This window comes from Martinezella multihospitum (genome assembly GCF_900094585.1).
Lineage (GTDB): Bacteria > Pseudomonadota > Alphaproteobacteria > Rhizobiales > Rhizobiaceae > Rhizobium > Rhizobium multihospitium.
In genome coordinates this window covers 207,966-227,805 of the sequence record NZ_FMAG01000007.1, presented here as the reverse complement: position 1 = coordinate 227,805, position 19,840 = coordinate 207,966, and the positions used below count along the sequence as shown (strand labels likewise).

Annotated in this window: 16 protein-coding genes; 5 read left to right on the top strand and 11 right to left on the bottom strand. The window is 59.8% G+C overall.

Going from position 1 to position 19,840, the window contains the following annotated elements; genetic code table 11:
- Nucleotides 1–52 precede the first annotated feature (52 nt).
- The 3 genes from GA0061103_RS26060 to GA0061103_RS26050 all read right to left on the bottom strand — a co-directional run bounded on the left by GA0061103_RS26060 (nucleotide 53) and on the right by GA0061103_RS26050 (nucleotide 3,114).
- Complete coding sequence (locus GA0061103_RS26060; RefSeq protein ID WP_092716300.1) at nucleotides 53–1,270, bottom strand: MFS transporter; 1,218 nt, start codon at nucleotides 1,268–1,270, stop codon at nucleotides 53–55.
- 168 nt (nucleotides 1,271–1,438) lie between these two features.
- Nucleotides 1,439–2,245: a UDP-2,3-diacylglucosamine diphosphatase gene (locus GA0061103_RS26055; RefSeq protein ID WP_092716298.1), complete on the bottom strand. Its 807-nt coding sequence runs from the start codon at nucleotides 2,243–2,245 to the stop codon at nucleotides 1,439–1,441.
- 113 nt (nucleotides 2,246–2,358) lie between these two features.
- Entirely contained in the window at nucleotides 2,359–3,114 is a 756-nt protein-coding gene (locus GA0061103_RS26050) for a glycerophosphodiester phosphodiesterase (protein WP_092716296.1), read from the bottom strand.
- A gap of 258 nt (nucleotides 3,115–3,372) precedes the next feature.
- Here GA0061103_RS26050 and GA0061103_RS26045 point away from each other — a divergent pair, with 258 nt between their 5' ends.
- Both GA0061103_RS26045 and GA0061103_RS26040 read left to right on the top strand, forming a co-directional pair.
- Entirely contained in the window at nucleotides 3,373–5,649 is a 2,277-nt protein-coding gene (locus GA0061103_RS26045; protein WP_092716508.1) for an NADP-dependent malic enzyme, read from the top strand.
- Between the two features lie 196 nt (nucleotides 5,650–5,845).
- Nucleotides 5,846–6,598: a hypothetical protein gene (locus GA0061103_RS26040; protein WP_092716294.1), complete on the top strand. Its 753-nt coding sequence runs from the start codon at nucleotides 5,846–5,848 to the stop codon at nucleotides 6,596–6,598.
- A gap of 51 nt (nucleotides 6,599–6,649) precedes the next feature.
- Here GA0061103_RS26040 and GA0061103_RS26035 read toward each other — a convergent pair whose 3' ends face one another.
- The 3 genes from GA0061103_RS26035 to GA0061103_RS26025 form a co-directional block, all read right to left on the bottom strand.
- Entirely contained in the window at nucleotides 6,650–8,422 is a 1,773-nt protein-coding gene (locus GA0061103_RS26035; RefSeq protein WP_092716292.1) for an ankyrin repeat domain-containing protein, read from the bottom strand.
- A gap of 177 nt (nucleotides 8,423–8,599) precedes the next feature.
- Nucleotides 8,600–9,427 carry a TolB family protein gene (locus tag GA0061103_RS26030; protein WP_092716290.1) on the bottom strand — a complete coding sequence of 276 codons (828 nt, stop codon included), beginning with the start codon at nucleotides 9,425–9,427 and terminating at the stop codon, nucleotides 8,600–8,602.
- Between the two features lie 28 nt (nucleotides 9,428–9,455).
- Entirely contained in the window at nucleotides 9,456–11,135 is a 1,680-nt protein-coding gene (locus GA0061103_RS26025; protein ID WP_092716506.1) for an NAD+ synthase, read from the bottom strand.
- A gap of 189 nt (nucleotides 11,136–11,324) precedes the next feature.
- Here GA0061103_RS26025 and GA0061103_RS26020 point away from each other — a divergent pair, with 189 nt between their 5' ends.
- Nucleotides 11,325–13,256, top strand: a complete 1,932-nt coding sequence (locus GA0061103_RS26020; RefSeq protein WP_092716288.1) for an LTA synthase family protein — start codon at nucleotides 11,325–11,327, stop codon at nucleotides 13,254–13,256.
- Nucleotides 13,257–13,411: 155 nt separating this feature from the next.
- Nucleotides 13,412–13,948 (top strand): DUF1003 domain-containing protein, encoded by a 537-nt coding sequence (locus GA0061103_RS26015; protein WP_092716286.1) that lies wholly within the window; start codon nucleotides 13,412–13,414, stop codon nucleotides 13,946–13,948.
- Nucleotides 13,949–13,951: 3 nt separating this feature from the next.
- On the opposite strand, the gene GA0061103_RS26010 is transcribed toward GA0061103_RS26015, so the two are convergent.
- The 5 genes from GA0061103_RS26010 to rpiA form a co-directional block, all read right to left on the bottom strand.
- Entirely contained in the window at nucleotides 13,952–14,377 is a 426-nt protein-coding gene (locus GA0061103_RS26010) for a GFA family protein (RefSeq protein ID WP_092716284.1), read from the bottom strand.
- A gap of 160 nt (nucleotides 14,378–14,537) precedes the next feature.
- Nucleotides 14,538–15,911, bottom strand: a complete 1,374-nt coding sequence (locus GA0061103_RS26005; protein ID WP_092716282.1) for a class II 3-deoxy-7-phosphoheptulonate synthase — start codon at nucleotides 15,909–15,911, stop codon at nucleotides 14,538–14,540.
- A gap of 154 nt (nucleotides 15,912–16,065) precedes the next feature.
- Nucleotides 16,066–17,451: a glutathione-disulfide reductase gene (gene gor / locus GA0061103_RS26000; RefSeq protein WP_092716280.1), complete on the bottom strand. Its 1,386-nt coding sequence runs from the start codon at nucleotides 17,449–17,451 to the stop codon at nucleotides 16,066–16,068.
- Between the two features lie 182 nt (nucleotides 17,452–17,633).
- A complete protein-coding gene (locus tag GA0061103_RS25995) occupies nucleotides 17,634–18,191 on the bottom strand; it encodes a DUF2059 domain-containing protein (RefSeq protein WP_092716279.1) in 558 nt (185 codons plus the stop codon).
- A 13-nt stretch (nucleotides 18,192–18,204) separates the two neighbouring features.
- Entirely contained in the window at nucleotides 18,205–18,906 is a 702-nt protein-coding gene (gene rpiA / locus GA0061103_RS25990; protein WP_092716277.1) for a ribose-5-phosphate isomerase RpiA, read from the bottom strand.
- A 195-nt stretch (nucleotides 18,907–19,101) separates the two neighbouring features.
- On the opposite strand from rpiA, the gene GA0061103_RS25985 reads away from it, so the two are divergent.
- Entirely contained in the window at nucleotides 19,102–19,776 is a 675-nt protein-coding gene (locus tag GA0061103_RS25985; RefSeq protein WP_092716275.1) for an HAD family hydrolase, read from the top strand.
- Nucleotides 19,777–19,840 lie beyond the last annotated feature (64 nt).

The window sequence follows — 19,840 nt, the reverse complement described above, 5'->3', positions numbered from 1 at the left end:
CGCCAACATATGTCACGGCTTTTTGATATCCAAATGAATTTGTTGCACCGCGTCAGGATACGCCGTGAGCACCCCCGTCGATTGCCGGCTTCCTGTCCTGCAATCCATAGGCGAAAACGACCATCGCAAGCCCGAAGGCAGCGATGCCGGCCATGACATAATAGCTAGCCAGGTCAAGCCAGGCATAGAGATAGCCGGATGCAAGCGTCATCAGGCCCAGGAACATGCCATTGTAGAAATAATAGGCGCCCTGGGCCGATGATTCCTGCGCCTCATGGACGGACGCAACGATGCGCCGCTGAACACCGGTATGGACGCAGGCATAGGTGCAGGAATGAAAGCACTGCAGCACGAAATAGCCGATGAAACCGAAATTGCTCGGAAACAGGACCCAGCGCAGAATGCACATGGTCGAACCGAAGAAGATGAGCGTCCAGGCGCTGAACCGCCTGCTCAGTTTCTTCGACAGGAAGAAAACCATCACCTCGGCCGTAACGCCAATGCTCCACAGCACGGCTATCTCGGCGCCGGAAAAGCCGAGCTTATGCCAGTAGATCGACGCAAACGTATAGAGCATCGCATGGCTCGATTGCTGTATTGACACGCCGATCATGGTGATGAGCAATTGCGGCGAGCGCAGATTTCCGGTCGGTGATTGCAGATTGATCGGTTGGTTACGCCGGCGCGTCGGCCCGATGCGCGGCGCGAAAAAGCCCATCAACGTCGTCAGAATGAACCCCGCCACCATCACGGGCAATACTGTTGTACCACCCCACATGCCAATCAGCTGGCCGCCGAGAAGGGTCGACAGGATGAAGGTGATCGATCCCCAGACCCGCATGGAGCCATAATCGAAGCCCCAGCGGCGCACGCCCGACATGGCAATCGATTCGACCACCGGCACGTAAGGCGCATAGGTAGCGCCCTGAATACCGTAGACCAGAAGCACCGGCCAGAAATCGCTGGTCCAGTAAAGCGCGATTGCCGTCAGCAGCGACAAGGCACCCGACCACAACAATACATCGGCCCGCTCCCTCATATGATCGGCGAGCACCGCGATGATGGGTGTCACGAGGACGCGCACGACCATGGGAATGGCGATCACCAGGCCAATCTCGTGATCGTTGAAATTCAGCCCCGCCAACCAGACGGGAAAGAAGGGTACGGCAATGCCGTTGACGAACAACGGAGCGCAATAGGACAAGGCGGCACGCAAGCGGAAATATGGAGGCGCACCCTCGCCCTGGAAGGACTTGATCGCGGGAATCATGACAGACCTGAAGGGGAACTTATTTGTCCCTATCATGCTATCGAGAATACGACTATGGCGAGAAATGGCCAAAACCGTAACGTTTCGGAAAAATCCGAAGCCAAGGCCGTCCTACGGCGATCAATAATTATGACAGGCCATTATCAGCGACGTGAAGAGGCGTAGGAATTATGCCGCCTGCGCACCGATCGGCCGCGGCAATTCTCCGACCAGAGAATCCACAGGCTGCGTCTCGAGGATAGCCCGCCAGGTGATCAGCTCGAACGTACCGTCCTCATGCTCGGCGATCGCCGTGCAGCTCTCCACCCAGTCGCCGGTATTGATGTAGCGCACACCGTCGAGATCCTCGATGACCGCATGGTGGATGTGACCGCAGATCACGCCATCGGCGTCGTTGCGCTTGGCCTCTTCGGCGACGACACGCTGAAACTCGCCGATGAAATTGACGGCGTGCTTCACCTGCAGCTTCGCCCAGGCCGAAAAGGACCAATAAGGCATGTTCAGGCGGCGGCGTACCGCTGCAAGCCCGATATTGATCAAGATGGCCATGTCGTAAGCCCAGTCGCCGAGATAGGCGAGCAGGCGGGCATTACGAACCACGACGTCGAATTCATCGCCGTGGAGCACGAGATATTTCTTCCCGTCAGCCGTTTCGTGCATGGCGCGCTGTGCCACCTCGATACCGCCGAAGTGCATTCCGGGGAAGTCACGCAGGAATTCGTCGTGATTGCCAGGGATATAAACGATGCGCGTACCCTTGCGCGCCTTGCGCAGGAGCTTCTGCACGACGTCGTTACAATCCTGCGGCCAGTACCAGTTCCGCTTCAATCTCCAGCCATCAACGATATCCCCGACCAGAAAGATCGTGTCGGCGTCGTGGTAACGGAGAAAATCGAGCAGGTAGTCCGCCTTGGCGGCCTTCGAGCCGAGGTGCACGTCAGAAATGAATAGCGTTCGGAAATGCCGGGGGTCCATGTTTTCATTCACGAACTTTATGTCCGTGCCCTATCCTACCTTGGCTATTCCAAAACCAGACTCGTGTTTCAGGAAGATGACAAACCCTGTGCCTGGCGGCTCAGCGACGAGTTTCAACCGCGTCTCGCGGCGACTGCGAGGTCGGGACGGTCGCTTGTAAAACTGGCGATACCAAGGCGAAACATGGCCCGCGCCGACTCGCTCGTATGGGCCGCCCATCCGTGCACCTTCACGCCATTCCTACCAAAGAGCTGCGTGACCTCGCCATCAAGCACATCGGCGCGTATTGCAATCTCGCGTACGCCGAAGCCACGCATGGCGGCCATGATCCCGCTCCAGCCGAGTTGCCCGGCGACCTGAGGCGAACAGAGGAAGATGAAACCGAGCAGTTCGCCGACATTCAGCCCTTGTTCGCCAAGCGCAGCACCGAATGCTTCGAGACGCGGCAGGGAGAAGCTCGTCACCATGGTACGCGTCAGCATGCCGGTCGCCATCAGCTCATCGACGATGCGGCGCTCCATACCGTCATAGGGCGTACCGTCCGCCTTGGTCTTGATCTCCAGCCGGAGATCGACGGCGGATGGTCCGAAAATATCGATGGTCTCCATGAGCGTCGGAATGGTTTCGCCACCGCTTCCGATCACGACATGGCGCATCAACTCGTCATAGCTGAAATCGGCGATCGCGCCCTTGCCATCAGTCATCCGGTCGATCAGAGCGTCGTGATGCACGACGAGCTTGCCGTCGCGCGTCTGATGGACGTCGAATTCGACGAGATCGACATCGAGCTTGGCCGTCTTCGAAAAGGCGAGCCTGGTGTTTTCGGGCCACAAATGCGCACCGCCGCGATGGGAGGCAATCAGAGTCATCAGGGAAATCTCCGCCTGAGATATTCATAGGTCGGCGCGATGAATACCTGATGACGCGACCGCAACGTTCGACTTGCGCAAAGAACATCACGCGATCATTGCGGAAAAGGCAATTCAGTTTTGCCACGACAAAAACGCTTTGCGACCTCAATTGCATACTGTGAAGGCGAAGCGATTGATGTATGCAGGGGACTCTAGCGCAGGCAGGAATGGAGACGCGACTTGGATACGAATGACACTTCGAACGCAGCCAAGAACATGGCGAGCGGAAATCTCGATGAACAGGCGCTTTATTTCCATCGCTATCCCCGCCCTGGCAAGCTGGAAATTCAGGCGACGAAGCCGCTGGGCAACCAGCGTGATCTGGCGCTTGCCTATTCTCCCGGCGTCGCCGCCCCCTGCATCGCCATCCGCGACAATCCCGAGACGGCAGCCGACTACACGTCCCGCGCCAATCTCGTTGCCGTGATTTCGAACGGTTCGGCGGTACTGGGTCTCGGCAATATCGGCCCGCTCGCCTCCAAGCCCGTCATGGAAGGCAAAGCTGTCCTTTTCAAGAAATTTGCCGGCATCGACGTCTTTGACATCGAAATCGCAGCACCGACGGTCGATGAGATGGTCAACACCGTTTCGGCGCTCGAGCCAACCTTCGGCGGCATCAATCTCGAAGACATCAAGGCGCCGGAATGCTTCGACGTCGAGCGCCGCCTGCGCGAGAAGATGGAAATTCCGGTCTTCCACGACGATCAGCACGGCACCGCCATCATCGTCGCCGCCGCCATCCTCAACGGACTGGAACTGGCCGGCAAGAAGATCGAAGACGTCAAGATCGTCGCCTCCGGCGCCGGCGCCGCTGCCCTCGCCTGCCTCAACCTGCTCGTTATCCTTGGCGCCAGGCGCGAAAACATCTGGGTCCACGATATCGAGGGCCTGGTCTACAAGGACCGCAACGTCCTGATGGACGAGTGGAAATCCGTCTATGCGCAGGACAGCGACAAGCGTGTGCTGGCCGAATCCATCCCAGGCGCCGATGTCTTCCTCGGCCTCTCCGCCGCCGGCGTGCTGAAGCCCGAGCTTCTCGAGCAGATGGCGGAAAAGCCGCTGATCATGGCGCTGGCAAACCCGACGCCGGAAATCATGCCGGATCTCGCCCGTGCCGCCCGCCCGGATGCGATGATCTGCACCGGGCGCTCGGATTTCCCGAACCAGGTCAACAACGTCCTCTGCTTCCCCTACATCTTCCGCGGCGCGCTCGATTGCGGTGCGAAGACGATCAACGAAGAGATGAAGATGGCGGCCGTGCGCGCCATCGCCGCGCTTGCCCGCGAGGAGCCTTCCGATGTCGCCGCCCGCGCCTATACCGGCGAAACACCGGTCTTCGGCCCGAATTACCTGATCCCCTCGCCCTTCGATCCGCGCCTCATCCTGCGCATCGCACCGGCCGTGGCGAGGGCCGCCGCCGATAGCGGCGTGGCACTGCGCCCGATTGCCGATTTCGACGCCTATATGGACGAGCTCAATCGCTTCGTCTTCCGCTCCGGCTTCATCATGAAGCCGATTTTTGCGGCCGCGAAGATCGCGGAACGCAAGCGCGTGGTCTTCTCCGAAGGCGAAGACGAGCGCGTGCTGCGCGCCGCCCAGGTCCTGCTCGAGGAAGGCACCGCCGTCCCGATCCTGATCGGCCGTCCCTCCGTTATCGAGACGCGCCTGAAGCGCTACGGCCTGAAGATCCGTCCGAATACGGATTTCGCTGTCATCAATCCGGAAGACGATCCGCGCTTCCGCGAATATGTCGACCTCTACTTCTCGCTCGTCGGCCGCGCTGGCGTCATCCCCGAAGCCGCACGCACGATCGTTCGTACCAACGCGACCGTTATCGGCGCGCTTGCCCTGAAGCGCGGCGAAGCCGATGCGCTCATCTGCGGCCTTGAAGGCCGTTATGAGCGTCATCTGCGCATCGTCCGCCAGATCATCGGCAAGCGGCCTGATGTTCGTGATTTCTCGGCACTGAGCCTGCTCATCTCGCAGCGCGGCGCGACCTTCTATACCGACACCTACGTCACGTTTAATCCGACCGCCGAGGAAATCGCGGAGTCGACCTGGCTGGCTGCCGAGGAAATCAAGCGCTTCGGCATCGAGCCGCGTGCTGCTCTCGTCTCGCATTCCAACTTCGGTTCACGGGAGTCGGAAAGCGCCACCAAGATGCGCGAGGCGCTCGCTCTCGTCCGCAAGGCGGCGCCGGAGCTGGAAGTCGACGGCGAAATGCATGGCGATAGCGCCATTTCCGAGAGCCTGCGCCGTCACGTGATGCCGGACAGCACGCTTACGGGCGAAGCGAACCTGCTGGTCTTCCCCAATCTCGATGCCGCCAATATCACGCTCGGCGTGGTCAAAACCATGACCGACAGCCTACATGTCGGCCCGATCCTGCTTGGCACTGCGCTTCCGGCCCACATTCTCTCGCCGTCGGTCACCTCCCGTGGCGTGGTCAACATGGCAGCGCTTGCCGTCGTCGAGGCCTCGCAGATCGCTTAATACAGCGGCTCACACCCTACGTCAGAACGGTTCCGCGCTTTATGCAATCGCGGAACCGTTCAATCTTCTTGCTGTTGGCAGCCGCGAGCTGCAATTTCATGAAAATCCTCTCGAAATCCGTGCTTTTTCATGGATACGTTGTTAAGCTGCAACGTGTAATCTTCAGCGACTTAAAACCGCTTTCGAGAGCAGAACCGTGAACCGCGGCACCAAACAAGCTTCCATTGCCCTGTTATCCCTGCTGACGGCCACGCCGGCTCTTGCGCAGGCAGACCTCTGCGACGAGCTGCGCGGCCGCTACGTCGATATCAACGAAGTGATCGGCGCCAGCCAGGAAACGCGCCAGCTGTCGCGTGCCATCGTCCAACAGAACCTGATGATCCGCCGAACGATGAGCGATCTGCGCAACCAGGGCTGCATCGAAGGCGACGATGCAGTGTTTGGCGGGCAGGACAATCAAGGCGTCTGCAACGACATGCGGCAATCGATCGATCAGATGCGGCACGACCTCTCCCTGCTGATGGATCAGCGTGAGCAGAGCGTCGGCCGTGTCGATGCCGTTGCCATGCAGCGCCGGCAGTTGCTGGATACGATGCAGCGCAACGGCTGCAGCCTGCCGGCTTCGGCAACTCCGGATATCGTCATCGACACCCGCACGAAAATGGATGCCTATGCGCCGCAGGAGCAATCCCTGGCTAAGCCGGAAAGCTCTATTACCGTCATCGAGACGCCGAGGCTGCAGAAGGATTCCAGCCTGCAACAAAGGCAGGCACCCCCGACGGCAGCACCCAAGGTAACACAGGCGCAGCCTCAGCAGTTTCCGCCGGATCGCCCCTACGATCCCTCGGCCCATAAGGTGCGCCAGGTCGGCCCGCAATTTCTCGCGACCGACCAGGGCAGCATCGACCTCAAACATCCGAAAGAGGCCGGGCCGCAGCCGACGCAATAACGCGCGGCCAGACGTTTCTCATCTTCGCCTGACCGCCCCGCTTCCCTGGTTTCATGCCGCTCCCGACTGGCGCAACTGGGAGATAATGGACTCATCACCCGTCTCCTGCGCGAGATCGCGGTAGGATCGACCGGAGGCGTCCCTGACCGAACGATCAGCCCCGTGCGCCAGCAGGAAACGCACCGCCTCGCCGCAGCGATTGACGATGGCAAAGCCAAGCGGCGTCATCCAGTCGCGATCGGTGGACTGCCCATGCGGGCGGAAGTCCCCGAAGCGGATATTCACCTGTTCCGGATGCTTATCAAGAATAGCAGCCAGCTGATCGATCTGACCGAAAGCGGCCGCCGCGAAAATATCGAGCGGATGGGCTTTCAGAAACTCGACCATTTCCTCCTTGCCATTATATTCGGCCCAACCGATTGCCGGCGCATGAAAATTGGGATCGCGAACGGTGGTATCGACTCCATGCTCGATCAGCAGTTTCGCCATCTCCATATGGCCATGCAGCGCGGCTTCATGCAGCGGCGTTCGGCTTGTCATGGCATTGACGTCGAAGCCCAAAGCCAGCATTCGGCGGACAGCTTCAAGGTTGTTTTCGCCAGCAGCGTCGTGGAGCATGGCCGGATGGGTCTTGCGCATCGCCGCCACGATATCACCATCGCCCGCAAATCTCTTTATGTGCTTAACGAATGACGCCATGTGCTTGATGGCTACGGCCGGATCGATCGCCTTTTTGCGCTGCTTCAGGTGTATTTGGATATAGACTCGATCCTCGTCTTTCAGACGAACGGCCACCGCGCCCTTCTGCACAAGATATGCGGCCAGCTCGCTGTCACCACCCAGCCGCGCCCACTCATACGGCGTTCTGCCATTGACGACCTTATGAACATCCGCCCCGTGCTCCACCAGCAGGCGCACCCGTTCGCCCATGTGATGTTCCAACGACCAGGCAAGCTGATAGTCGAAAACGGTCTGCGAATTTGCAACGAATCTGCCATCTTCGCGCACGAGCCAATTGTTCTTATCCCTAGCGGACAAGCCATATTCGATCAGCAATTTCAGGCAAGTATCGTCCCGTTCGAACATGCGGTTGTAGAGCGCCTGGCTGTCATTGGCTTCGGCGCCGGCGTCGAGCAGCAGCCGCGCGAATGCCTCGCATTCCGGATGCGGCGGCTGGCGATCCTTTCCCGCCTCACCTTCGCCGAAGACGCCGGTCAAAACGGTGAAGCGATATTGACCGGCATCGAGGAAGAAGGCGTCGACATCGGCCCCACGCCGGACCAGCTCGCGGGCCGCCGGCAGGCTGGATCGACCCGGCACGCGAGCGTAGGCGGCGCACATCAGCGGAGTTAGATCATGCGGCCCGCCCTTGCGATCAAGAAGCTGCGGCTGGCGATCGAGCCAGCGACCTATGCGGTCGGCATCGCCGAGCGCAGCAGCGACATGGATGCTTTCGTCCGCAATCTCCGGATTGTCTTCAAGCAGTCGCAGCGCCTGATCGAAGCGTGCGGGATCGGCGGGAATATTGGCAAAATACGAAACCGTCGCGAGCGACAGGAAACGGTTGGCGAGCTGATCCCGCGGAGCATGCCTGCGATCGCTGCTTTCGAGATGCGCCTTGAGCTTCGTCCAGCTGGAGAAACCGAATTCGCGGGCAAGAACGAGCTGAATGTCCTGCAGCCCAACATCGGCGACATCGGCAAAATAGGGCGCAATGCGGCTATGCGCCGAAACATCGCCGGCTTGGACGGCCTTGAGGAAAGACTTGGCCTGCTTTTTCAGGGAATCGAGAGTGGCGTCGACCGCCAAAGAGCGCGTGGTCACGATAGACCTCCTTCCATTTACGTCCGGTATCCGCGCCCACAGACTGAAAAGAGGTGTGGCAGTCTCACTTTATATGCATCAGGTGGGCCCAGCCCTTCCCGCGGATCGGATGCGCCCTGAGAACAAGTCACATCTATCGCGGCGGTTGCGATCTGTCCAGAGGTCATGCTCCCTGGATCAAGCCGGCTGATACCGCACATAGGCAAAAGCATCACCATCCGGTGACCAGTTCGGCACATTGATCGACCCCTGCCCGCCGAAGAGCTCGAACAGCGTGGTGATATTGCCGCCATCCATATCCATCAACCGCATGCGGACATTCAGGTCCCGCGGATGATCGAAGACATCGGGATCGTAGGAGATCAGCACAACCTTGTCGTTCTTCGGCGACGGATGGGCGAACCAGTTGCCGTAATTATCATGGGTCACTTGCTGCAGGCCGGTGCCATCGGGATGGATGCGCCAGATCTGCATCAGGCCGGTACGGCTCGAATTGAAGTAGATCCATTGCCCATCGGCCGAAAAATCAGGCCCGTCGTTGCGGCCTTCACCATGCGTCAGGCGCGTTTCCTCGCCTCCATCGATCGAGATCGTATAGATATCGAACACGTCGTTGCGGATACCGCAATAGGAGAAGCGCTTTCCGTCCGGCGACCAGCCATGCCAGTAGGACGGCAGATTGGTCGTAACCTGCCTTGGCGTGCCACCCTCTGCCGGCAGAACATAGATACAGGCCTTGCCGTGCTCCGTCTTGTCGGAAATGGCGATCAGCGAGCCGTCGGGCGAGATGCCGTGATCGTTGTTGCATCGGGTGGCGAAACCGGTATCGACCTGAGCGATCCCGGCGCCGCCATCCAGGGACAAACGGTAAAGCAGGCCGTCGCCGTTCAGCAGCAGATAGCGTCCGTCGGGCGAATAGTTCGGCGCCTCGACAAGCTCCTCCGTCTGCCAGACAACGCGATTTTCACCCGTGCGGATGTTGTAGATCTCGACCGAGCTGCGCATTCGTCCTCTTCCTCTGTCGGAGGTGCGATCAGCGATCGCGGAACCGATTGGTGATCGGATAGCGACGGTCGCGACCGAAATTCTTCTTCGTGATCTTCACGCCCGGCGCCGACTGGCGGCGCTTGTACTCCGCGAGATAGAGCAGATGCTCGACGCGATGCACGGTCGCGACATCATGACCGCGCGCGACGATCTCCTCGACGGACATTTCCTTCTCGACCAGACATTCCAGGATATCGTCGAGCGCCGGATAGGGCGGAAGCGAATCCTGGTCGGTCTGGTTCGGCCTCAGCTCCGCCGAAGGCGCCTTGTCGATGATGTTATGAGGAATGACCTCGCCCGAAGGGCCGAGCGCGCCCGGCGGCACATGCAGGTTGCGCCAGCGCGACAGCGCGTAGACCTGCATCTTGTAGAGATCCTTGATCGGGTTGAAGCCGCCGTTCATATCGCCATAGAGTGTAGCGTATCCGACCGACATTTCCGACTTATTGCCCGTCGTCACCACCATCGAGCCGAACTTGTTCGAGATCGCCATCAGGATGGTGCCGCGGGCGCGGCTCTGCAGGTTTTCTTCGGTGATGCCGCTCTCGGTGCCCTCGAAGAGGTCGGACAAGGCGGAGGTGAAGCCGGTGACGGGATCTTCGATCGGCACGATATCGTAACGGCAGCCAAGCGCCTTGGCGCAATCGGCCGCATCCTTCAGCGAATCCTGCGAGGTATAGCGATAGGGCAGCATGACGGTGCGCACACGCTCTTCGCCCAGCGCGTCGACCGCGATTGCTGCGCAGATCGCCGAGTCGATGCCGCCGGAAAGGCCGAGCACGACCGACTTGAAGCCGTTCTTGTTGACATAGTCGCGGAAGCCCAGCAGGCAGGCGCGATAATCCGCCTCCTCGCCTTCCGGAATATGAGCCATCGGCCCTTCGGCACAGTGCCAGCCATCGCCGTTCTTCTTCCAGGTGGTGACCGTCAGGGCAGTTTCGAACTGGCTCATCTGGAAGGCCAGCGTCTTGTCGGCGTTGAAGCCGAAGCTCGCGCCATCGAAAACCAATTCGTCCTGGCCGCCGAGCTGGGCGGCATAGATCATCGGCAGACCCGTCTCGATAACCTGCTTCAGCACGACTTGATGGCGCACGTCGACCTTGCCGCGATAATACGGCGAGCCATTCGGCGAGAGAAGGATTTCCGCACCGCTCTCAGCCAGCGTCTCGCAGACGCCGAGTTCGCCCCAGATGTCCTCGCAGATCGGGATACCCAGCCGCACGCCGCGGAAATTGACCGGGCCTGGCATGGCCCCCTGATCGAAGACGCGCTTTTCGTCGAATTCGCCGTAATTCGGCAGGTCAACCTTGTCGCGGACCGCGATCACCTTACCGCCATCAAGCACGGCAATCGAATTATAGCGGCCAGTCTCATCCTGCCGGGGAAAGCCAATGATGACGCCGGGGCCGCCATCGGCGGTATCGGCAGCCAGAGTCTCGACTGCTTTCCAGCAGGCGCGAATGAAGGCCGGCTTCAGCACCAAATCCTCCGGCGGATAGCCGGAAATGAACAGTTCCGTCAGCAATATGAGCTGCGCGCCTTCGCGCGCTGCCTCAGCGCGTGCCTCACGCGCCTTGGCAAGATTGCCGGAGATGTCACCGACCGTCGGATTGAGCTGCGCGACGGCGATGCGGATGGTGTGGGTGATCTGGCTTTGCTCTGTCATGCCATACATTTAGCGATGGCATCTTTCTTCCGCAACCGCCTTCCTTCCCGCACACGCATCAAAGATCGCGCCACGCGCATAGGCGGTATTTTTGCCCGGAAAAATACCAGGCTTGCCTTGCGGTTCATGCATCATTCATGACAGAAGCGTGACACTTATATGAATATTTTGTAGCTTTTGGAGAAATCATTGGTCGCATTGGTCATCGAGTCCGCCTTGGCGGGCAAGCTTGCCCTTTTCCAGAAGATCGGCGACGCGAGACAGAAGTCCGCCGCTCTGCGTCTGCTTCTGAGCCTCGCGCTGACCCTGCTTTTCTCCCTGTCCATCGTCATGACGGTCGAATGGATCGCACGCGGTGAATTCGCCTCGGCTTGGACCTATCTCCTTTCCCCGTCCCGCCCCGGCCCCGCCACCATCGGCGTTGTCATGCTGGCCATGCTGACCCTGGATGCCTTGATCGGTCGCGCGCATCTATCCGCTTTGATCGTCGTTCCGCTGCTGCTCATACCGGCCTTCATTTCCAGTCAGAAGCAGAATTTTCTCTCCGATCCGCTCTACCCTTCGGACTTCCTGTTTGGGCGGCAGATCATGGAGCTGATGCCGGTCATGGTCCGCGATCGCCCCTGGACGGCCGCAGCACTGGCGATCGGCCTCCTCGTCGGCCTCGCTAGCTTGATCCTGGTCTGGCGCCATATCAGCGGCCGCACCGCCTTGTTTTCACACAAGGAGCGCCTTGCCCGGCTTTCGATCTGCCTGCCGCTAGCAGCACTTTTCGCCTCGCAGATGGACCCCACACAATATTCCTATGTTCGCGAGAAGCTAGGCATCATACCGATCGTCTGGGACCAGACGGAAAATTATAACCACAACGGCTTCATCGTCGCCTTCGCACTGAATTTGCCCATGGCCGACGTCAAGTCACCGGCTGGCTACGGACCTGGCGCCATCGACGCCTTGCCCGCAAGAAATTACGGCTATCTCTCCGGGCCGCGCCAAAAGCCCGACGTCATCATGCTTATGAGCGAATCCCTCTGGGACCCGACGCGCCTTGCCGACATCGCCTTCACGCCCGATCCGATGCCGACCATCCGCGCCAGACAATCCGGACATGTCTTCTCACCGGAATTCGGCGGCATGACAGCCAATGTCGAGTTCGAGGCATTGACCGGCTTTTCCAATGCGTTTCTGCCCTATGGCAGCATTCCCTATCAGCAATATGTGCGGCGCCCGATGCCATCGCTCGCTACTTTCTTCCGTGGCGAAGGCTACATGGCACGCGCCCTCCATCCCTTCAGTGGCTGGTTCTGGAACCGCAACGAGGTTTACCGCGCCTTCGGCTTCGAGGAGTTTCACACCCAGGAAACCCTACCGGCCATGGACAAGCGCGGCATGTTCGCCGCCGACGATTCCCTCATGAAGGAAATCATGCGCGAAGGAGACGCCGCTGAGCGCCCCTTCTTCTTCTTTGCCGTCACCCTGCAGGGACATGGGCCTTACGAAGCCGACCGCTATCCTGAGAATACCGTCGATATCGCCGGCAATTTGAACGACGATGACCGTGCGGCGCTCGCTACCTATGCACAAGGTGTGCGCGAAGCCGATGACAGCCTGAAGATGCTGATGGGGTGGGCCGAGAAGCGCGACCGCGAAACCATCATCGTCCTCTGGGGCGATCATCTGCCGCCGCTCGGCAACGTCTATCCGAACACCGGCTACATGCCGCAGCAGGTGGCGACCCGCAAGGCACCGCTCGATGTCATGAAGAAGGAGCACGAGACGCCGCTCGTCGTCTGGTCGAGCAGGAAGGGTATTCGCAAGGACATCGGCACCATCAGCCCATCGCAGCTGCCGTATCACCTGCTGAAAACCGCCGGCTACGAGCATCCTTTCTACACGGGCTTCCTCGGCCGCATTCAGAGGAAATACAACGTCGTCGATCGTTACCAGCTTGCGAGCCGCGACAATCAAGCCTTCCCCGATTGGGCACGCAACGAGCAGGAGCTTGACCCGATGGTGCGCGACTATCGCTATCTGCAGCACGACATGATGTTCGGCCGTCAATATGGGTTGGAACGCTTCTTCCCATCGCATGCAGAGCTGGTGAGCCAGGAGAACAGCTAGCTCCATCGCGAGCATGGGTTAATGCAGCGGTTTTGCCATAGCGACACACGCAGCGGCTCCATGCGTAGTCGGGTTTGAAACCCTTCCCTCGTTGCATTTTTACCCGTTGGTCGAATAGTTGCATTCAATGCCACAAGGACCTCGGAGCCCTCCCAATGCATAATCTTCCCAACTTCGTCCATCTGCATTTTGACAAGACGACCGATCAGCTCGGCGATATCGAAAAGCGCGTTCTTAAAAAGGCGCACGAGCGAAAGATCATTTCCACCGACATCAATGCAGCCATCTCGGCGGAATCGTCCACGGGACAGCGTCTGGCTGACGGCATCGCCCGCGTTGGCGGCTCCTGGTCCTTCATCATCGCTTTCCTGCTGTTTCTGGTCTTCTGGTGCGCCATCAACACGATCCTTCTCACCACGAACGCCTTCGACCCCTATCCTTTCATCTTTTTGAACCTCGTCCTCTCCATGCTCGCCGCGATCCAGGCGCCGATCATCATGATGTCTCAGAACCGGCAGGCAGAGCGGGATCGCTTCGAGGCGGCCAAGGATTACGAAGTCAATCTGAAGTCCGAGCTGGAAGTGCTGTCCCTGCATCAGAAGATCGATATGCAGGTGCTGACGGAGCTCGCAGTGGTGCGGGAAGAACTCGCCAAGCTCAGCAAGCTCGTTACGGAAAAAGGCAGTATCTGAGGGTCAATCGGAAGGGCCGGCCGTCAGCAATCCCGGTCGCCCCTGCCGATATTGCGGCAATCCGTCGCTGATCTCATAATAGTCGCCCTTGTCGGCGCAATAGATATGATAGCCTATCTCAAGGCCGCTCGGCCGGTCGAACAGACCGGCCATGATCGATACTTCATCGGCGCCGTCAGCCACCCAGAACAAAGCCGAGCCGCAGGTCCTGCAGAAACCCCGGCGAGCGAATGTGCTGGCACGATACCAGGTGATAGCTTCTTCTCCCTCGATGACGAGATTTTCGCGCGCGACGTTGGTCGCGGCATAATAGAGCCCGGTCTGCTTGCGGCACTGCGAACAATGGCAGGCGACGACCTCGCGCAGCTTGCCGCGTGTCCTGAAACGTACGCTGCCGCAAAGGCAGGCTCCCGTGTGTTCGTCGCTCATGATCGCTCCCCTTGTTTTGAGGGCAGCCTTTCCGAGAACGGCATTCGGGTCAATTTCAAAGAAATGAAGAGGCTTTAAGCCGGATTGATCCGTCCGGCACGAAAGCAAACGGGCCGGCTTTTCGCCGGCCCGCTTTATAAGGTCATGGATCCGGCTTCCCTCAGCCGTGAGCCCGCATACGCTTCTCGTCGCGGCCGCCCTTCATCCGCTCGGCGAGCAGGAACGCAAGTTCGAGTGCCTGGTCGGCATTGAGACGCGGGTCGCAATGAGTGTGATAGCGATCCTGAAGATCCTCGGCGCCGACGGCGCGGGCGCCGCCCGTGCATTCGGTCACGTCCTTGCCGGTCATTTCGATATGGATGCCGCCCGGATGCGTGCCTTCGGCGCGATGGATCTGGAAGAAGCTCTCGACTTCCGACAGGATGCGCTCGAACGGGCGCGTCTTGTAGTTGTTGAGCGTGATCGTGTTGCCATGCATCGGATCGCAGGACCAGACGACCTTGCGGCCTTCCTTCTCGACGGCACGAATGAGGCGCGGCAAGTTGTCGGCAACTTTGTCGTGACCGAAACGGCAGATCAGCGTCAGACGGCCAGCTTCGTTCTCCGGGTTCAGGATATCGATCAGGTTGATGAGATCGTCCGCCTGCAGCGAAGGACCGCACTTCAACCCGATCGGGTTCTTGATGCCGCGGAAATATTCGACATGGGCGTGGTCGGCCTGGCGCGTACGGTCGCCGATCCAGAGCATGTGACCCGAGGTCGCGTACCAGTCGCCGGTCGTGGAGTCGACGCGGGTGAAGGCCTCTTCATAGCCGAGAAGCAGCGCTTCGTGGCTGGTGAAGAAATCGGTTTCGCGCAGGCTCGCATTGCTCTCGGCAGTGATGCCGATCGCGCGCATGAAATCCATGGTCTCGCCGATGCGGTCGGCAAGCTTGCGGTAGCGCTCGCCCTGCGGGCTGTCCTTGACGAAGCCGAGCATCCACTTCTGCACGTTTTCGAGGTTGGCGTAGCCGCCCATCGCGAAGGCGCGCAGCAGGTTGAGCGTCGCGGCAGACTGGCGGTAAGCCATCATCTGACGCTCCGGATTGGGAACGCGCGACTCTTCATTGAAGTCGATGCCGTTGATGATGTCGCCGCGATAGCTCGGCAGCGAGACGCCATTCTGCGTTTCTATGTTCGACGAACGCGGCTTCGCGAACTGGCCAGCAATACGGCCGACCTTCACCACCGGCAGCTGCGCGCCGAATGTCAGAACGACCGCCATCTGCAGGAAAGCGCGGAAGAAGTCGCGAATATTGTCAGCGCCGTGTTCCGCGAAGCTTTCGGCGCAATCGCCGCCCTGCAACAGGAAACCGTTGCCTTCGGCAACGTTGGCAAGATGGGCCTTCAGGCGACGAGCTTCACCGGCAAAAACGAGCGGCGGATAGCTTGCAAGCTGCGCTTCGGTCTCTGCCAACGCTGCCTTGTCCGGAAAATCCGGCACCTGCTGGATCGGTTTCTGCCGCCAACTGCTGGGTGTCCAATTCTGTGCCATCTCACTCACCTGCTTGTGCGCCCGGTCGTTGCCGGGCGTCCCGTCGTCGTAAATAACGCGCGCTTATAAACCTTTGCCGCCCGCTTGCAAAGGCGGGCAAACTACTGTGCGGATCTTTTATGGTGCAGTCGATTTCTGCGCCAAAACGGGCGCGTTACACGCGCTCGCCGTTGCGGATGCGATAGCTTGGCGAATACATCGTCACCAATTCTTCCGCCGCGGTCGGATGCACAGCCATGGTGCGGTCGAAATCGTCCTTGGTGCAGCCGGCCTTCAGCGTGATGCCGAGCAGCTGCGCCATTTCGCCGGCATCGTGGCCGAGAATATGCGCGCCGATCACCTTGCGGTCGGCAGCATTGACAATCAGCTTCATGATCATCTTCTCGGTACGGCCCGACAGCGTCGCCTTCATCGGCCTGAACTGGGCGCGATAGACTTCGAGCTCCGGATAACGCTTGGCGGCGTCTTCCTCGGTCAGGCCGACCGTGCCGATCTCCGGCTGCGAAAAGACCGCCGTCGGGATCAGTTCGTGATCCGGCAGCGTCGGATTGTTCTTGTAGACGGTCTCGATGAAGCACATGGCCTCATGGATCGCCACCGGCGTCAACTGTACCCGATCGGTGACGTCGCCGAGCGCGTAAATGTTCGCAACGGAAGTACGCGAATACTCGTCGACAATCACAGCGCCCTGCTCGTTGAGCGCGACGCCGGCAGCTTCCAGTCCAAGATTTTCGGTATTCGGTGTGCGGCCGAGCGCCAGCATGACGGTATCGACCGTCAGAACCTTGTCGTTCTTCGTCCGCACGCTAAGGCCGTTCTCCGTCTTCTCGACGCTCTGGATGATGTCGTGGCAGAGAATGCGGATGCCCTTCTCTTCCATCGCTTCATGCAGGCCCTTGCGCAGGTCCTGATCGAAGCGCGACAGGATTTCGGCGCCGCGATAGATCAGCGTCGTCTCGACCCCGAGGCCGTGGAAGATATTGGCGAATTCGACGGCGATGTAGCCGCCGCCGGCGATCAGGATCGCTTTCGGCAATTCCTTCAGGTGGAAGGCCTCGTTCGACGAGATGCAAAGCTCGTGGCCGGGCAGCGCCGTATGCAGGTTCGGCCTGCCGCCGGTTGCAATGACGATGGTCTCGGCCGTGATGGTCTGGCCGGTTTTCAGCAGCTTGACAGTGTGGGCATCCACCAGCTCGGCGCGCGTATCGAAGATCTCCGCCTTGGCATTGTCGAGCCCCTTGCGATAGAGGCCCTCCAGCCGGGCGATTTCCTTGTCCTTTGCCTCGATCAGCTTCGTCCAGTCAAAACTGCTTTCGCCGACAGTCCAGCCGAAGCCGGCCGCATCCTCGAAATGCTCGCTATACTGCGAGGCGTAGACGAACAGCTTCTTCGGTACGCAGCCACGAATGACGCAGGTGCCGCCATAGCGATATTCTTCCGCAATGCCGACCTTCTTGCCGAGCGACGCCGCCACGCGCGCGCTGCGCACGCCACCGGAACCGCCGCCAATCACGAAAAGGTCGAAATCAAACGAAGGCATCGGTGGCTCCTATGGTCATGAAGATGCGCAAGAAGCGCCAGGGGGTTGGCACTCATATAGGGAGCCGCGACCCAAAAAGAAAAGCCCGGAATCGATCCGGGCTTCGAATTTGTAACTGCTTGCCGCAGATACCGAAAACAACGAACGCAGCTTTCGAAACCGCTGCGGCGGCCGGCCGTTGATTACTGCTTCGGCGCAGGCTGCTGAGCAGCAGCACCGGCGTCCGGCGCTGCCACCGGCTGCTTCACGACCTTCTGCAGGGCATCGTTGCTCTGGTTGGCGAGGTCACGCGAAATGCCCTGGCTCCAGATATCGGCAGCCTTGTAGAGTTCGCGGGTGGCGAGTGGGCCATCCTTGAGCAGCTTCTTGCCAGCCGCGGAATTGTAGAAATCGGCGATCGCCTTCAGCTCGTCGGCAGAGAAGGCCTTGGCGTAGGTGATGGCGGCTTCACGCTCGAGATCGGCGCGACGCGGTGCAAGCGCCAGAGCGGTGGCATCGACGGTCGAGTTGATCGCGTCACCGAAATTCGGGTTGGCCTGGATCATCGTGCTCTTCAGCTGCTCTGCGAGGTTCGGCAGGATATTGTCGAACTGATTGGTGATGCCGAGAGCATTGATCGCGGCGCGCGCAGCCTTGATCTGATCCTCGGAAACTTCCTGAGCGTTGACGGAACCGAAGGCAATGCCGGAGAGAAGGACGGTTGCAGCGGCAAGACGGCCAAGACCCGCAAATTTGATCATGAGATGAGTGCTCCTATGTATTGTTCGCCTGCAACGTGCGCGCACCGGCAGGGCCGGCAATAATCGCTTGTGTCGCCATATGGATAAAGAGCCCGTGTTCGACAACGCCGGGAATCGAATAAAGCTCGCTCGAAAGCGCCTCTGCATCAGGAATACGGCCGAAAGATGCATCAACGATGAAATGCCCCCCATCGGTGACAAAGAGGCTGTCACCCGAGTGGCGCATATTGAGCGCGCCCGAGAGCCCAAGACGCGACGCGGCCTTTTCGATGAGGATGCGCGTGGAAACGAGGCCGAAAGGATTGACCTCGATCGGCAGCGGAAAGGCCCCGAGGGTTTCGACGACCTTGCTCTGATCCGCGATAACGATCATGCGGGCGGACGAGGCAGCGACGATCTTCTCGCGCAGCAGCGCACCGCCACCGCCCTTGATCAGGGTCAGTTTACCGTCCAGCTCGTCGGCGCCATCTATGGTGAGATCGAGTTCCGGAAGCTCGTCGAGCGACTTCAGCGGCACGCCGAGCTCGTTGCAGAGCTTGGCTGTCCTTTCAGACGTGGGAACGCCCTGGATCGAGAGGCCGGCCGCGACCTTTTCGGCCAGCAGACGAACGAACTCCTCCGCCGTGCTGCCGGTGCCGATGCCGAGCCGCATGCCGTTCTCGACATAAGCCAGTGCGGCCCTCGCAGCCTCAATCTTCATCTGGCGGGCGTCCATGCGCCACCTGCTCCCATTGTTACGTTGGTCTGCTGTTTACACGGCTCTCCAGCCAAACGAAAGCCAAAATAACGGCGCGATATAGAAATCCCCGACCCCTTCCCGCCAAGGCTTTCGGGCGCTTCAGTTGCAATTGCCCGCGTGATCTTTTAACTCCGGAAGACGCACTCTTTTCTATGCAAAGGCCGATTCCTCGTGAAATCTCCCCTTGTCGTATTCGATCTCGACGGCACGCTGCTGGATACGCATGCAGACCTGATCGTCAGCCTGAACCATACGATCGCCGCGCTCAAGCTTCCGCCGGTCACTTATGACGACGTGACACACCTCGTCGGCAATGGCGCGCAGGTCATGATCGAGCGGGCCTGCAAACTGCATGGCTACACGCTGTCATCGGAAGAACTGCCCGCTCTTCTCCAGCGCTTCATAACCCATTATTCAGAGACGATGCCGGGCGCCACCCAGCCCTATCCGGGATTGCTGGCAGCGCTCACGACGCTGAAGAACAAGGGCTATAAGCTCGCCGTCTGCACCAACAAGATGGAATCGCTAGCCCGCACCTTGCTCGAACGGCTGCAACTCACCCATTATTTCGAGGCAATCACCGGCGGCGACACCTTCACGGTGCGCAAGCCGCACGCCGAACATCTGATCGGCACGATCGAACGAGCCGGCGGCGATATCGCCCGCACGATCATGATCGGCGACAGCGTCAACGACATCCTTGTCGCCCGCAACGCCGGCGTGCCTTCGGTGGCGGTCCCCTTCGGCTATTCCGATGTCGGCGTGGAAACGCTCGGCCCCAACCGCATCATCTATCACTATGACGAGCTGACGCCGGAACTGGTCGAGGGACTGCTGGCGGCTTGAGAAGTTCGTATTCTTCAAATCAAAAAGGGCGGCCGATGAGCCGCCCTTTGCATATTTCCTGATC